The sequence below is a fragment of the Pontibacter ramchanderi genome (assembly GCF_002846395.1).
Taxonomy (GTDB): Bacteria; Bacteroidota; Bacteroidia; order Cytophagales; family Hymenobacteraceae; genus Pontibacter; species Pontibacter ramchanderi.
This window is the reverse complement of the sequence record NZ_PJMU01000001.1, coordinates 672,756-688,514: the sequence shown is the minus strand read 5'-3', so window position 1 is coordinate 688,514 and position 15,759 is coordinate 672,756. Positions and strand designations below refer to the sequence as shown.

Sequence of the window (15,759 nt, the reverse complement as noted above, 5' to 3'; positions counted from 1 at the left end):
CATCATGAAGAGAAATAGCAACATGAAGAATAGATTGAAAAAGGCTTCCATTGCAGCGATTGTATTGTGTGCCGGGTATAGCTTTCTAAACAGTGCCCAGGCGCAAACCACTGGTTGGGGCGAAGGCGCTAAACTGCAGGACTCGGAGGTAGTGGTGGAGAAGGACCGCAAGCTCGAATTGCCCCGGGCATCGCGCAACTACCAAAAATTTGCGGTGGTGGCTCCTGAGCCGGGCGAGCGCAACGTTCGTTACCGCTTCAATGATTACCGACTTGAAGACCAGGATGTAGACCTGCAGATGCGGGTCCTCACCATTAAGCAGGATGAATTGTCTAAGCTCTATGGCAACTACATTAAGGCCGGTATAGGTAACTATGGTACGCTATACCTGAAAGGCTACTTTCACAACAAACGCAGCAACGTGGCCTCCTACGGTGCGGATGTCAGCCACATCACCTCCGCCAGAGGCCCAGTAGACGGTAAGAATTCCGCTGTAACCAACTCGGCCATCAACTTAAATGGTGAAGCGTATATGCAAGGCCTTACACTGGGTGGTAAACTGGGCTACGGCCGTGACAAATACCATTTTTACGGGTATAGCCCAACGCAGGAAACCACAGTCGACAAAGATACCATCAGCCAGGTGTTCAACCGTGTGAATGCCGAAGGGTATATGCACAACCATGGTGCCGGTATGCCGCTCCTTTTCAGAGCAGGCTTGAACGTGAATTATCTGAACGACCGCTATGACATGCGGGAGACGAACATTGCTGCGAAGTTGAATACGGAGTATGGCCTGGATGATGTTTCCGCTTTCAAAGTGGACGCGGATCTCTCGCTGGTGTCGCACAAAGACTCTGCTTCGGTTAACCGCACTCTCTTTAAAGTGCATCCGCAGTATGAGCGTCAGCTGAACGCTATTCGTCTGGCCATTGGCGCTAACATTGCCTACACAGGTGATACTGTGAATGATGCCCGCAAGTTCAACGTATACCCAACGGTGCGTGTAGGTGTTGAGCCAATTAAAGATAACCTCTTGATTTACGCAGGTATAGGGGGTGACTTACAAAGAGTTACTTTATACCAGCTGACACAGGAGAACCCATTCCTGGCACCGAATGTAAGAGTGGCCGATCAGAACAAAGGCTTGGAGGTATACGGCGGTATGCAGGCTAACATTGCCAACTTTGTGCACCTGACAGGGCGTGTGGCTTATCAGAACTTCCGCAACATGTACTTCTACAACAACTCGGCGCTTGACTCAGCCAAGTTTGACCTGGTGTATGACGACGGTGTGACAAATGTTTTGAATATTTATGGAGAGGCTACTTTCAATTATTCTGACGAACTTCGCATTGGTTTAAAGGCTGATTATAACAAGTATAGCACAGCTACCTTAGAGCAGCCGTTTCACCGTCCGGAGTTGTTGGCGAGCGTTTTTGCCACCTACAACTTCTACGACAAGATTCTCTTTAATTCAGAACTTTACTATATTGGGAGTTCTTTCGGGCGCATTACCCGTCCTGACGGCACTTTTGTGTTGCGGGAAACGGATACGATCGTGGACCTGAACCTAAAGGCGGACTACCGCTTCTCCAACCGGTTCACGACTTTCCTGATGGTGAATAATTTGTTTGCGCAGAAATACGAAAGGTTTGTAAATTACCCCAACAAAAGTATTAACCTGATAGGAGGCGTCTCTTATTCTTTCTAAGTGCCTATGGTAGAAAAGCACATCAAGCACCTGCTCTATAATCACGACTGTGTGATCATACCTGATTTTGGCGGGTTGATCACAAGGTATGTGCCTGCCCGGATCAATCCGGTAAAGCATACGCTGGTGCCGCCGTCCAAGAAAATTGCTTTCAACGAAAAGCTGGTGCTCAACGATGGCCTGCTCATCAGCACCATTGCCTATGCAAACAATACCTCTAAGGAAGAAGCCAGACAACTGGTTTTGTCCTTCGTGCATGAGGTACGAAGCCGATTGGAGAAAGAGCAGCGCTTTGAGCTGACCGACATTGGTGTGTTCAAGTACAACCATGAACAGAAGCTGGTTTTTGAATATACCGAAGGCGATAATTTGCTCGAGTCCAGCTTTGGTCTGCCGGAGATTGTGGCCAGACCAGTTCGTCCGGAGGAGCCGGCGGTACTGCGCACCCTGATTAAAGAACGCCAGCCGACGGAGCCTACGCCTGCAAATAAACCATTCAAAGTCCGCCTGAAGCGCGCCTACCACGTGGCAGCAGGATTGGCACTGACAGGCTTGGTTGGAGCGGCGCTGTATATGGTGTCTCTGCAAACGGATTATAACCTGAGCAGCCTTAACCCGATCTCGCTAATAAGCGGCGACAAGCAGACAGCCGATGAAAATACTGCCATTGCATCAATTACGCAGCAGGAAGCCACGTTCGATCAATCGACCGCAATGGACGCTCTCGAGGCACCTGAGACAGGTATAGCCGAAGACGCTGCTAACTGGGATGCTGCTTCTACCAGTACTTCTGATCAGACTACTCAATATGCTGCTAACGAATTCGTTAGTGATAATGAAGAGCCGGTTGAGGAGATAGCGGTGCCGGCTCCGGTTACGACGACAGTGAGCGGCAAAGACGGCCGTTTTTACATTATTACAGGGGGTTATGCCCGCATGCTCAACGCTGAGTTCAATCGTCAGGAAATAGCGGAGTTCGGCCACGAGGCCAAAGTGCTGGAGCCCGGTAAAGGGAGCCGCTTATTTAAGGTGTCTGTAGCCGATTTCGCCACGGCAGAAGAAGCGCAGGCAGCCATGAACACTTACAGAAAATCATTCGGAGAAAATATTTGGGTTTATAATAATTAACATGACATCTCTCTTCTTACAAATTACAACGGCTCCTGCCGATACAACTTCAATGCTGGTTGATGGAGCAGAAACAGCAGAAAGCTCCGTTTCCTTGCTGGACCTGGCAATGGCAGGTGGTTGGGCCATGATCCCACTGCTGCTTCTGTCGCTGGCGGCTGTCTACATTTTCTTCGAACGTTACCTGACCCTAAAAAAAGCCTCTAAAAATCCGGATGGCTTCAGCGACCGCATCAAGAGCATGGTATTGGCCGGCGACATAAACGGGGCCCGTATGTTATGCGCTCAGACAAACACACCAGTAGCCAGAATGCTAGGCAAAGGGGTGAGCCGCATCGGTAACCCACTTAAGAACATCGAGACATCAATTGAGAACGTGGGCAAGATCGAGATCAGCCGACTGGAGCGTAATCTGGCTGCTTTGGCCACGATTGCAGGTGCTGCCCCGATGCTGGGCTTCCTGGGTACGGTAACGGGTATGATCCAGGCCTTTATCGCCATTGCGCAGGCAGAGGGTTCCGTAAGCCCGCAATTGCTGTCAGCTGGTATCTACCAGGCGATGGTAACAACAGCTACCGGTCTGATGATCGGTCTGCCAGCTTACGTAGGGTACAACTACCTGGTGTCTAAGATCGATAACATCGTACACGCCATGGAGTACTCTTCGATTGAATTCATTGATCTGTTACAAGAACCACAACTTTAAGCATGAATTTACGCTCCAAAAACAGGATCAACCCCGATTTCAACATGTCCTCTATGACGGACATTATCTTCCTGTTGCTTATTTTCTTCATGCTTACCTCAAACTTTGTTACTCCTACAGGGCTACCAGTTAGTTTGCCGTCCAGCAAGGTGTCTAACATTGTGATGGAGAAGGTGAATATCACCATTACGAAAGACCTGCAGTATTTTCTGAATGGTAAGCAAATAGACGAGGCGCAGCTGGAAACGCAGTTGGCAGCACTTTTGCAGGGAACAGAAGAAGGTGTGGTGGTGTTGAACGTTGACAAGACCGTGCCAGTGGAGTACCTGGCCAAGGTGGCAGGTATAGCCGCCAGCTTGAGAGCGAAAGTAACTCTGGCCACTGAGCCTACTAAGTAGCACTGATTACACATGGAGATAGCACTATCACAGGAGGAGGAAAAGAATAAGAAGATTGCTGCAGGCATTAGCATTACCCTGCACATCATTATTCTGTTGCTGCTCTTTTTCCTGCTGGCCTGGAATGGCGCCCCCGGCAAACCAGACGAGGAGATCGGTATAGAGATTAACTACGGCACAGATGCTGTGGGCAGCGGAGACGTGCAGTCAACTGCTACTCCAAACGAGTCGAAGAACGTGCAGGACAGCAAGCCTGCTCCAACACAGCCAGATCCGCTTCCGGAGCCTAAGCCAGTTGCTGCCGCCACACCTACACCGCCCACTCCGGTTGAAACACCAAAAGTGGTAACGGCCCCTGTGGAATCCCCGGTGTCGGTGAAAGAGGAGGTAAAGCCTCAGCCAAAACCACAGCCGAAGGTAGAAGAAGTGAAAAAGCCAGTGGAGCAGCCGAAGGAGGAGGTGAAGAAGCCAGAACCTGAGAAGCCACGCACGCTATACCCTGGTAAGCCAACGGAAAGCACTGGAACAGGTAAAGCCGGTACCTCAAATGAGGCGACAGGTAACAACAACGGCAACGATGCGAACAAAGTAGGTGACAAAGGCGACCCACGTGGCCAGATGACTGCCAAGAATTATGAAGGTACCCCTGGTGGCGGCGGTGGAGGCGATGGCCTCGATATGGCGGGTTGGCGCTACGATATTTCTCCCAAGCGTGACCCTTACGAGAACGAGACCGGCTTCGTAAAATTCCGCATCCGTATCGACGCTGACGGCAACCTGATCGGCATTGACCGACTGGAGAGCACCGTGTCGCCACACGTGGAGAAATGGTACCGCGAGCAGCTTCAAAAAACAACCTTCAGCCGCACGGGCGGAGGTCGAAGCACAACAGGCGCCACCGGTACCGTAACGTTTGTGATCAGATCACGCTAATTCGTATTGATTTCATGACTTATCAAGAGTGTCTTGATTACCTATACCAGCAATTGCCGATGTTTCAACGCATCGGCAATGCTGCTTTTAAGAAGAGCCTGGACAACATTGTAGCCCTTTGTGATGCACTTGGTCAGCCACAGACCAAGTTTAAAACAGTTCATGTGGCCGGCACCAATGGCAAGGGGAGTAGTTCCCATATGCTGGCTGCCGTACTGCAAAGCGCCGGCTATAAAACAGGTCTTTATACCTCCCCGCATCTCAAGTCTTTTACCGAAAGGGTGCGCATAAATGGCGTAGAACTTCCCCAGGACTACCTGATTCACTTTGTTGAACAAAACAAGGACCTTTTTGAGCAGGTGAAGCCTTCCTTTTTTGAGATGACCGTGGCACTCGCCTTTCAGTACTTTGCTGATGAGGGGGTAGAAGTTGCCGTTATTGAAGTGGGCCTGGGAGGCAGACTTGATTCCACGAACATCATTAAGCCTGAACTGTCGCTGATCACCAACATAGGATTTGACCACCAGGCACTCCTGGGGAATACGCTGGCCGAGATTGCAGGCGAGAAGGCGGGTATCATCAAAGCCCATACACCAGCGGTGGTCAGCACCAAGCAGGCCGAAATCGTGCATGTTTTCGAGCAGAAGGCCGCACTTGAACAGGCTCCACTGCACTTTGCCACCGATCATATACGCATGCAAGTCCTCGAACAGAACTTAGAGGGACAGGTATACGATGTGTACCGGGAGGGATACATTTGGCTTCAATCCCTGCAAGGCGATCTGGCTGGGATATACCAGCAGTATAATCTGCCCGGTGTGCTGCAATCGTTGCTCTTACTGCGTGAGCGAGGGTTTCTTATAACAGATGAAGCCATACGCCAAGGCATAGCACACGCTAAAACAATCACCGGCCTGAAAGGGCGTTGGCAGGTGTTAGGTTATAAGCCTTTAACTATTTGTGATACAGGTCATAATGTAGATGGTATTAAACAGATACTTGCTCAATTGAGCGCCTTGAAGCCGAAGCAGGTACACTTGGTGTTTGGGGCCGTGAATGACAAAGATGTGACCACAATCCTGCAGCTTCTGCCCAAGGGTTATACCTATTACTTTTGCCAGGCACAGATTCCGCGCGCATTGCCTGTAGCAGAGCTGAAGGAAAAAGCCGACCAGGTTGGATTGAAAGGGGATTCCTACTCTACAGTGCGTGATGCCATTGACGCGGCCAGGGGAAATGCGCAACCGGATGAGGTAATATTTATCGGAGGTAGTACCTTTGTGGTCGCAGAGATTGACGAACTATAAGAAATGGGAAGAAGTAAATTAGCAAAGTTTGCCGCCATAGCGGAGCGTGAGAATGTGATAGAACCAGAAGGAGAACTCTATGGTCAGTTGAAAGGTAAGTGGCGGGATGAGTTTTTCGAGAATGCCAATCCCCTGATCCTGGAGATTGGCTGCGGACGCGGGGAGTACACCGTGGGGATGGCCCGTCTGTATCCTGACAAAAACTTCCTGGGGCTGGACATCAAGGGAGCACGTATATGGAAAGGTAGTTCTTTGGCAGAGGAGGAAGATCTGCATAATGTGGCCTTTCTGCGCACCTTTATCGAAAACCTGGAAGATAACTTTGCTGCAGGCGAAGTTGATGAAATTTGGGTGACTTTCCCTGATCCACGTCCGAAAGACCGTGATATCAAGCGCCGCCTCACATCGCCACGTTTTCTGGATCTCTATGCCAAAGTGCTGAAGCCAGGCGGTATTTTGCACCTGAAGACGGATAACCAGATGCTCTTTGATTATACCCTGGAAGTTTTGCAGGAGAGACAGCCTAAAGAGTTGCTGTACACACATGATCTTTACCAATCTGATCTTCAGGAGCACACCATGGGTATCTACACAACTTATGAAAAACGATACCTGGCCGAAGGTATAGCTATAAAATACCTTCAGTTCAAGGTATAGCTTATGCCATAGTGTTATTATATTAAACCATAAAGGTCCGCCATACCTAGGTATAGCGGACCTTCTTGTATTTACTGGATACCCGTTTTTAGTTCAAGGTATAGATAGTCCGGTATAAAAGGTTACCTACGTAGTTTGGGGCAAGATTTGTGCAGGTTGCGAACTTTCTCATCGGGAAACGGCAATGCTACGAGGTTAGAATGTAACATCGTAGCATTTTAACTCCTAAACTCTCTGATTCCTTAATTCTTAAACTTCCTAATTTTCCTCAATTTCCTCGAATATCTCCTGAAGCTCGTCAAAATCTTTCAGGCCAGGCTTGATCTCATGACCACCGCGCAGTCCAATGCCGGCAGGCTTGATCTCTTTTAGCACGGTATTGATGTTGTGTCGGTGCACGCCGAAACCCAGGTAGATATGAAAGCGTTTGGCCAGGTTCTTTAAGAACTTTATATTAGTGGCGTCAATCTCTTCAAAGTCTGAGGAATAGATCAGGAAACTATCAACAGAGGGGCCATACAGTTCCATCATTTCCAGCAGTTCGCTTTCCACGGTGTCTTTATTGATAAACACCTTCTGGATAACCGGACGGTTGATCTCCTCAATCTCGTCTATGAGATAGGGTGTGTCTAGCTGAATGTAATCGAGACCGAAATCATCTGCATACTGGTTGATGACATCAGGCTTGGCGCGTTCAAACTCGCCCGCCAGTTTCACTCCCGATACCCAGCCGACGATCTCTTTCAGTGTGTCCGAAGACATGCGCGTTTTGTCGTCCAGTTTCAGGTTAAAGCTAATCACATCAACACCCATGCCGGCGCAGTAACGTGCGTCGCTCAAATTGTTGATACCATTTACTATTACAGAGGTACGTAAGCCCATAGCAATCTATGTTTTAAGAATCCAACGGATTCAGTTCATCTTTATTGAATACCAAAGTAAGTTCCTAAACGGGTACAATGCCATTTTTTTTAATAATTTTTTTAGCGGTCTGTAGCCTCCCAAAACAGTTGTTGCTACAATATTTGCCCCGCTGAATCTTTATTAGTGCCCCGATGTTACTATCTTTGTAGAAAAATTATAGCATTTCGAATTACAATACTGAAGATAAATGAGTAAGTTAGGAAGGGTATTGGTAGCCATGAGCGGCGGCATAGACAGCTCTGTGGCGGCAGTGATGTTGCACGAGCAAGGCTACGAAGTAGTGGGGATGACCATGAAGACATGGGACTACGCTTCGAGCGGCGCCAGCAAGAAGGAGACCGGCTGCTGCAGCCTCGACTCCATCAACGATGCCCGAAACATTGCCGTGCAGCTGGGTTTCCCGCATTATATCATTGATATTCGCGAAGAGTTCGGTGATTTTGTGATCAACCACTTTACCGACGAGTACATTGCGGGCCGTACACCGAACCCGTGCGTGCTCTGCAACACACACATTAAGTGGGATGCCCTGCTGCGTCGCGCTGACCAGTTGGGTTGCGATTTTATAGCGACCGGGCACTACGCCAATGTGCGCGAAGAAAACGGGCGCTATGTGATCTCGAAAGGCCTGGATGAAAGCAAAGACCAGTCTTACGCCTTGTGGGGGATTTCTCAGAAAAGTTTGGCGCGCACTATTTTTCCGCTTGGAAGTTTGCGCAAGACCGAGATCCGTCAGATGGCGATGGACCGTGGTTTTACCGAATTGGTGAACAAACCGGAGTCTTACGAGATCTGCTTTATTCCTGACAACGACTACCGCGGTTTCCTGAAGCGTCGGGTAGAAGGACTGGAGGAGCAGGTGGCCGGAGGCGAGTTTGTGCTCGAAGACGGTACTGTGGTAGGCAAGCACGAAGGGTATCCGTTCTACACTATCGGGCAGCGTAAGGGGCTGGGCATAGCGCTTGGTTTCCCGGCCTACGTGACCCGTATAGAGAAGGACTTGAACCGTGTGGTGCTCGGCAACTACGAAGACCTGGCCAAAAATGCCATGACCGTTGGTAAGTTAAACATGGTGAAGTATGAGAACCTGATCGGGCAGCCTATACCTACTATTACCAAAGTAAGGTATAACGACCCGGGCACAGAGGCCATTATCGAACAGGAGGGTGACAAAATGAAGGTACATTTCCTGCGCGGTGTGCATGCGATCGCGCCTGGTCAGGCTGCCGTGTTCTACGAAGGCAACGATGTAGTAGGCGGCGGCTGGATAGAGTCAAATTATAACTCAGAATATAACCTGAACGTGTTGCAATAATGAGAAGAGCCCTTTTGCTTCTGGTTGTGCTGTCCGCTTTTGTTGCTGGCTGCGAAAGTAAATACAAGGACCCCGACCCGCAGGCGATGGGCTACGACTATTATCCGCTGGAGATCGGACAATACCGGGTTTACAATGTGAAGGAGACCCGGTATTTTGAAGGGACACCATCCAGGCTTAATTACCAGTTGCGCGAACGGGTAGACACAAGCTTTGTCGATCAGACCGGGCAGCTTGTGTATAAGATTATCCGGTCCAAACGACCAGATGCAAATGCAGACTGGCTGGATGACTCCGTGATGACGGTGGCTAAAAGCCCGACCATGGTCATGCTTACGAAAGACAATACGAAGTACGTAAAGTTAGTTTTTCCTGTGAAAACCGGTTTAGAGTTCGTGGGTGATCTGTATAATACAAGACAGGTGACGGACGGAGCGGGTAGCAAGATAAGAGACAACAAAGAGGTCTATACCTACCAAGCTGTTGGAGAAAGCTACGAGGTGAGCGGACAGACATACCCTGTTACCGCCACCGTGGTCCACAACTTCAGATCCGTAAGCACCATCTACGACAATCGCTTCGAAGTTTATGCGGAAGGGATAGGCCTGGTATACCGGGTGTGGGACCGCGTCAATTATGTGTCCTGCCAGGGCGGGCCAGGTTGTGTGGATGATTTTAAGATTGACCACGGACACGAACGCGAGGAAACCTTAATCGAACACGGCAAACTCTAGCACCTATGCGATTTCTGACGCTGCTTATCTGGTTCCTACTGTCGGCCCTTTACACAAAGGCGCAGGGGAGCACGGCGGCGGTACAGAAGCACCTGATTTACTTCACTGATAAGAACGACTCTCCTTATACCTTGGAGCAGCCAGCGCTATACCTTTCTGCTAAGGCCCTCGAACGCCGCAGCAAGCAAGGTATAGCGCTTTCTGTTCGTGACCTTCCGGTTAACCCGGCCTACGTAAGTGGGCTGAAAGCGGCTGGAGTCAACGTGCTCTATACCTCGCGCTGGTTCAATGCGGCAGTCGTGCAATGTTTACCCGAGAAGCTAGTTGAGTTGCAAGCCCTTGCCTTTGTGAAGGGATCACAGCAATTGAATCGTCTGCCAGCCAATACAAAAAAAGGAACGCAGTCAATCGATAGCTTGAAGCTGGGTTCTGTTACGTTCGACGCTTCTTACTTCGGGCCTTCTTTTCACCAGAGTAACATGCTGGGTATACCTGAGTTGCATGCGGCTGGCTTTCAGGGAGAGGGCATAACAATTGCCGTGTTCGATGCAGGTTTTCCGGGAGTGAACAGTATTTCGGCTTTCTCGCATTTATACCAGAATGGTCTGCTGAAAGGCACATACGATTTTGTGGGGAACAAAGCCAGTGTATACGGCCACAGCCAGCACGGCACCTCCGTGCTATCTACGATGGCTGCCTATGAACCAGGTCGCATTGTGGGAACGGCACCTAAGGCAAATTATTACCTCTTCCGCACCGAAGATGCCGCCACAGAGCACAACATAGAAGAGGTAAACTGGCTGCTGGCCGCTGAGTATGCCGACAGTGCAGGCGTGGACGTGATCAACTCTTCGCTTGGCTATACCTTGTTCGATGCGCCTTCCTATAGCTATACCTACAGCGAACTCAACGGCAACACCACAATCATCACCCGCGCTGCCGACCTGGCCGCGGCCACCGGCATGCTGGTTGTGACGAGTGCCGGTAACGAAGGCAACAAGGCCTGGCGCTACATTTCAGCGCCCGCCGACGCCGACTCAGTGCTCACTGTTGGGGCTGTAGACTCGCTGGCAGTCCCTGCGCTTTTCAGTTCAGTGGGTCCTACCGCCGACCAAAGGTTGAAACCCGATGTGGTGGCCATGGGGCAGCAGGTATACGTGCTGTCTTCTTCCGGGGCCCTTGGTCGTTCCAGTGGCACCTCCTTTTCGGGGCCAATCATGGCGGGTATGGTGGCCTGTGTCTGGCAGGCCCGCCCCAAGCTGACTAATATGCAATTACTTGAACTGGTGCGCCAGTTGGGCAGCAACTACCATAACCCGAATAACACCATTGGCTACGGCATCCCAAGTTATACCCGACTTGTCACCGGGCTGGAAGAAGAAATGGCTGCGGGCATCAGCATCACCAATCCGGTAGCCACAGCGCCTATTGTGATCAGGATGGACGGGAAGTGGCAGCAGGAGCCTGCTTTGGTAAAATTATACGACGCTTCAGGCAAGCTTTTGCACTCCCAACAACTGGCTGCGCAACAGGCTGTTCACACGCTCGGCATCAAACCTTCCCGACTCAAGAAGGGGCTCTACCTTTGCCAGGTGAGCACGAATAGCAAGACTGTCACCTTACGTTTTATCAGGCTGTAACCCCGCAGGGATGATTTTTGCAGTAAGGATTCTATCTTAATTTCTATATTTGTTTCATGAAACCAATTATCGCCCCCTCTGTACTTGCCTCTGATTTTGCCAATCTGCAATCAGAAGTAGAAATGCTAAACGAAAGCCAGGCCGACTGGCTGCACATCGACATCATGGACGGCCGCTTCGTGCCGAACATCTCCTTCGGTTTTCCGGTGCTGCAGGCCATTCAGCGTCACGCCAAAAAGCCGCTCGACGTGCACCTGATGATCGTGGAGCCGGAGCTGTACATTGAGCAGTTCAGAGATGCGGGAGCGGAGATCATTTCAGTACACCTGGAGGCTTGCAACCACCTGCACCGCACCATACAGCAGATTAAAGCAACAGGAGCCAAGGCAGGTATAGCTATCAATCCGCATACTTCCGTACAACTGCTCGACGATGTAATTGCAGACGTGGACCTGGTATGTGTGATGTCGGTAAACCCGGGCTTCGGCGGACAGAAGTTCATTGAAAACACCTACCGCAAGATCGAAGCGCTAAAGAACCTGATCATTTCCCGCAACTCCAACGCATTGATCGAGATTGACGGGGGCGTAAACCAGCAGAATGCGCCATTGTTGCTCGAGAAAGGTGCCGATGCACTGGTGGCTGGTAGCTTTGTGTTCAACTCTGCTGACCCGTTGCAGACCATTGCCAATCTGAAAAACCAGGCTTAATTTATAACCTAAACCCCTTCTATGCACCGATTTCTTGCGGTATGGCTTTTAATGCTGCTGCCAGCAGGTGTCTATGCACAGCAGGGACTTATAAAGGGTACGGTTCTGGACTCCGGTCGCCAGCCACTTGAGAGGGCAACGATAGGAGTACAGGGCCGTACCCTTGGCGTTCAGACGGATCCACAGGGCAGGTATAGTCTAATGGTTCCCACAGCTGAGGAGCTGGTACTGGTGGTGCGCTACCTGGGGTATAAACAGCAGGAGAGAAGTGTCCGCTTGGAGGCAGGGCAGGAGCTAATCCTTGATTTTGTGCTGGAAGCCGACCCGCAGAAACTGCGGCAGGTGGATGTGCGTGGCAAGCGCGAAGACGATACGCGAGAGCAGGTTAGTGTTACCCGCCTTGACCCTACGCTCACCAAAACCCTTCCGTCTGCTTTCGGTGATTTCAACATGATCCTGGCCACGCTGCCCGGTGTTACCAGCAACAACGAACTCTCCTCCACCTACTCGGTGCGCGGCGGTAACTACGACGAGAACTTGGTTTATGTCAACGGCATTGAGATTTACCGGCCTTTTCTCATCTCGGCGGCGCAGCAGGAGGGCTTGAGTTTTGTCAACCCGGATCTGGTCGCCAGTGTCGAGTTTTCCTCCGGAGGCTGGCAACCCAAGTATGGCGACAAGCTATCCTCGGTGCTAAATATCCAGTATAAGCGGCCAACTGCTTTTGCCGGTTCTGTTACCGGCAGTCTGACCGGTGGGGCTATTCACCTGGAGGAAGCATCCAAAAACAAGCGTGTTTCATACCTGATGGGCCTGCGACACAAGAACAGCCAATATATGCTGCAAGGGCTGCAGGTGGACGGGCAGTACAGGCCGGTTTTTACGGACGGGCAGGTATACCTGAGCTTTGACCTGGGCAAGCAGCCGGAGCGCACAACGCTAGGACTGCTTGGCAGCTATGCCCGCAACAATTACCGGGTGAAGCCTGAGACCCGCACCACCACATTCGGTACCCGTCAGGCGCCGCTGCGACTACTTGTTGCCTACGATGGACAGGAAAACATGGAATATGATACCTACCAGGTTGGTACCAATCTCAGTCACCAGGTATCAGACAATTTACTCACAGAGTTTATCGTGTCAGGTGTGCAATCACTGGAGCGGGAGTTTCGGGACATAGAGGCTGCGTATCGCCTATGCGATGTGAACACGCTGGGTCGCAACGATATGGGGGAATGCCTGCGCGACCGGGGTATTGGCAGTCAGTTTGACCACGCCCGGAATACGCTAAAGGCCATGGTACTTGCTGCTGAGAGCCGTAACACCTGGCGGTTAAATTCCCGCAGCACTTTGCTGGCAGGGGCCAAGGCCAGCCTGGAGCGGATAAACGATCGGCTGTCCGAGTACGGCTTCGTCGACTCCTCTGACTTCGTGAACATGGCTTACAGTCTCGACTCTGAGCTCAACCTGCGTACGCAACGCTACAACGGCTATGTGCAGCATACCTATGAACTGGATTCACTCAAGACGATCACCTATGGCATCCGGGCCAGTTACTGGAGCTATAACAACGATTTGACGGTCACACCCCGGGTGCAGTACTCCTTCATTACCCGCCATAATCCAGATCTCTCCTTTAAAGCCGCTGTCGGACTCTATTACCAGCCCCCCTTTTACCGGGAGTTGCGCAATTTTCAGGGGGAACTTAATCCTAAGCTAAAAGCCCAGCGCTCTTTACACGCCGTTATTGGTAGCGATTACCTGTTCAAAGCATGGGACCGCGATTTTAAACTGACGACGGAAGCCTATTACAAACACATGACCAACGTAGTGCCTTATGACCTGGACAATGTGCGACTACGCTACTACGGCCAGAACAACGCCAAAGCCTATGCGGCAGGTATAGACGTGCGGGTGAACGGAGAGTTTATACCTGGAGCCGAATCGTGGCTGAGTCTGGGACTGATGCAAACGCGGGAAAACGTGCAGGGGGACTCCAGCCTGGTTTACAGTAGTACAGGCGAGATCATCGGGAGCAGAGACCGTGGCTATTTGCGAAGGCCAACCGACCAACTAGTGAATATCGGCGTTTTCTTTCAGGATCACCTGCCCGACAATCCTACCATCCGGATGTACCTGAACGCCGTGTATGGCAGCGGCCTGCCTTTCGGACCCCCTAACCGTCCAGAGTTCCGTAACGCTTTCTCCGGCAAGTCTTACAAGAGGGTAGACATTGGTTTTTCGAAGCTGATCGCCTTAGGGGATGAGCTGACAGAACGTAAGAAAGTGTCGCTGGAAAGTATGTGGATTGGTTTGGAGGTGCTCAACATCATCGATGCACAGAACCGCATCTCTTACAGCTACGTGACTGACGTGAACAACCTGACTTATGCTATACCTAATTTCCTGACGGGCCGTCGCCTCAACCTTCGTTTTATAGCCCGTTTTTAAGGTATAAAAAAGCGGAGCCACGAATTTCATAGCTCCGCTCATTCATATTAGGTATAGAGGCGATTACCTGCGCTTTTTCCACTCGTTATAGGATGATTCAATTTCCCGTGCATAGGTCTGGTACGATTCCGGTTCGTTAGGGCCTAACTGCATGGCCTTTGCACTCAGGTTAGCCGCCACCTGGTATTCGCGGTTCAGGGCGTAAAGTCTCGCTTTCACCCAGTTGTTGTAGAAGTTCTCTTTGATGGCAATCGATTTGTTCACATACTCCAGTGCTTTCTCGTGCTGGTCTTTTCTGGAAATCAGGTAATCGGCGGCTTGTGCCCAGGTATACCAGTCGTCCGGAGCAGCTGCTTTGAGCGCCTTGTTGATATTAGCCAATGCCTTTTTCTCGATTTCTGTTTCAATGCGGATCGATACCTGCGAGTTCTCCCAAGTCAGGTTTAGCGTGCCTGTATTGGTGCTGATATCGCTAAAAGCAAACTGCAGCGTTTCCTGAAAAGGTATTTTCTTAGGAGTCACCCGCAGATAAGCCACATCATTCAACTCGCTATAGCCCTCCAAACCCCAAAGCGTCGTGTCTTTGTTCAGTACAATGTTCCACTCTGTTTCATTTTCAGGCAGGATAAAGAAAGAGTAAGTGCCAGCCGGTACGCGCTCGTGGTTCAGGAAAAGATCATCTTCGAACGAAATCAGGGTCGCTTCGTTGGCACCTGCTCGCCAGAGCTTGCCATAGGGTACGAGTGAGCCAAAGATCTGTCGTCCTTTAACACCGGGTGCATGATAGCGCACCGTTATATCTGTCAATCCGATGGTTTGTTTCACCATAGCCGCAGGGCTAGCCTGTGGCAGTTTAATTTGTGCACTTGCCTGCTCCATTAAAGCAAGGCAAAACAACACCGCAAAAATACTGAGCAGATACTTTTTCATGATATAAATACGTAAAGCGCGTCTTTGATAGTGTTGAGGTAACCGAAAAAATTATGCCAGAACGTCAAAAAACATTTATCAAGATTCTGATACAAAGTTAACTTAAAATAGCACTGCTTTTCATAACAGTTATAACCATAACATTGTACTAACGATTGTACATGGCAATTCATTGGATTGTAGTCATGATAACATTGGATGCAAGATATATA

14 protein-coding genes are annotated in these 15,759 nt (G+C 50.4%); 12 read left to right on the top strand and 2 right to left on the bottom strand.

All coding sequences use genetic code 11. The features are described 5' to 3' along the window. Positions 1–22: 22 nt before the first annotated feature. Genes BD749_RS02925 through trmB form a run of 7 tightly spaced genes read left to right on the top strand, consistent with a single transcriptional unit; the run spans position 23 to position 6,843 of the window. Positions 23–1,714, top strand: a complete 1,692-nt coding sequence (locus tag BD749_RS02925; protein WP_245868655.1) for a TonB-dependent receptor — start codon at positions 23–25, stop codon at positions 1,712–1,714. 6 nt (positions 1,715–1,720) lie between these two features. Next, the gene (locus BD749_RS02920; RefSeq protein WP_180336300.1) at positions 1,721–2,842 is read left to right on the top strand and encodes an HU domain-containing protein; all 1,122 of its coding nucleotides are present in this window, start codon (positions 1,721–1,723) and stop codon (positions 2,840–2,842) included. A gap of 52 nt (positions 2,843–2,894) precedes the next feature. Then, positions 2,895–3,548 (top strand): MotA/TolQ/ExbB proton channel family protein, encoded by a 654-nt coding sequence (locus BD749_RS02915; RefSeq protein ID WP_101442867.1) that lies wholly within the window; start codon positions 2,895–2,897, stop codon positions 3,546–3,548. A gap of 2 nt (positions 3,549–3,550) precedes the next feature. Then, positions 3,551–3,946 (top strand): ExbD/TolR family protein, encoded by a 396-nt coding sequence (locus tag BD749_RS02910; protein ID WP_101442866.1) that lies wholly within the window; start codon positions 3,551–3,553, stop codon positions 3,944–3,946. Positions 3,947–3,958: 12 nt separating this feature from the next. Further along, positions 3,959–4,879: a hypothetical protein gene (locus BD749_RS02905; RefSeq protein ID WP_101442865.1), complete on the top strand. Its 921-nt coding sequence runs from the start codon at positions 3,959–3,961 to the stop codon at positions 4,877–4,879. A 59-nt stretch (positions 4,880–4,938) separates the two neighbouring features. Continuing rightward, a complete protein-coding gene (locus tag BD749_RS02900; RefSeq protein ID WP_218972540.1) occupies positions 4,939–6,186 on the top strand; it encodes a bifunctional folylpolyglutamate synthase/dihydrofolate synthase in 1,248 nt (415 codons plus the stop codon). A 3-nt stretch (positions 6,187–6,189) separates the two neighbouring features. Further along, complete coding sequence (gene trmB, locus BD749_RS02895; protein WP_101442863.1) at positions 6,190–6,843, top strand: tRNA (guanosine(46)-N7)-methyltransferase TrmB; 654 nt, start codon at positions 6,190–6,192, stop codon at positions 6,841–6,843. A gap of 258 nt (positions 6,844–7,101) precedes the next feature. Here trmB and trpF read toward each other — a convergent pair whose 3' ends face one another. After that, positions 7,102–7,725, bottom strand: a complete 624-nt coding sequence (gene trpF / locus BD749_RS02890) for a phosphoribosylanthranilate isomerase (RefSeq protein ID WP_101442862.1) — start codon at positions 7,723–7,725, stop codon at positions 7,102–7,104. Positions 7,726–7,954: 229 nt separating this feature from the next. Here trpF and mnmA point away from each other — a divergent pair, with 229 nt between their 5' ends. Genes mnmA through BD749_RS02865 form a run of 5 tightly spaced genes read left to right on the top strand, consistent with a single transcriptional unit; the run spans position 7,955 to position 14,617 of the window. Further along, positions 7,955–9,082, top strand: coding sequence for a tRNA 2-thiouridine(34) synthase MnmA (gene mnmA, locus BD749_RS02885; protein WP_101442861.1), 1,128 nt, complete (start codon positions 7,955–7,957; stop codon positions 9,080–9,082). Then, entirely contained in the window at positions 9,082–9,816 is a 735-nt protein-coding gene (locus BD749_RS02880) for a hypothetical protein (protein ID WP_101442860.1), read from the top strand. Before mnmA ends, BD749_RS02880 begins: the two co-directional genes overlap by 1 nt. 5 nt (positions 9,817–9,821) lie before the next feature. Beyond that, positions 9,822–11,456 (top strand): S8 family serine peptidase, encoded by a 1,635-nt coding sequence (locus tag BD749_RS02875; RefSeq protein ID WP_101442859.1) that lies wholly within the window; start codon positions 9,822–9,824, stop codon positions 11,454–11,456. A 56-nt stretch (positions 11,457–11,512) separates the two neighbouring features. Further along, positions 11,513–12,166, top strand: a complete 654-nt coding sequence (gene rpe / locus BD749_RS02870) for a ribulose-phosphate 3-epimerase (RefSeq protein ID WP_101442858.1) — start codon at positions 11,513–11,515, stop codon at positions 12,164–12,166. A 21-nt stretch (positions 12,167–12,187) separates the two neighbouring features. After that, positions 12,188–14,617 carry a TonB-dependent receptor gene (locus tag BD749_RS02865; RefSeq protein WP_101442857.1) on the top strand — a complete coding sequence of 810 codons (2,430 nt, stop codon included), beginning with the start codon at positions 12,188–12,190 and terminating at the stop codon, positions 14,615–14,617. Positions 14,618–14,680: 63 nt separating this feature from the next. On the opposite strand, the gene BD749_RS02860 is transcribed toward BD749_RS02865, so the two are convergent. Continuing rightward, a complete protein-coding gene (locus BD749_RS02860) occupies positions 14,681–15,547 on the bottom strand; it encodes a DUF2911 domain-containing protein (RefSeq protein ID WP_101442856.1) in 867 nt (288 codons plus the stop codon). Between the last annotated feature and the right edge of the window lie 212 nt (positions 15,548–15,759).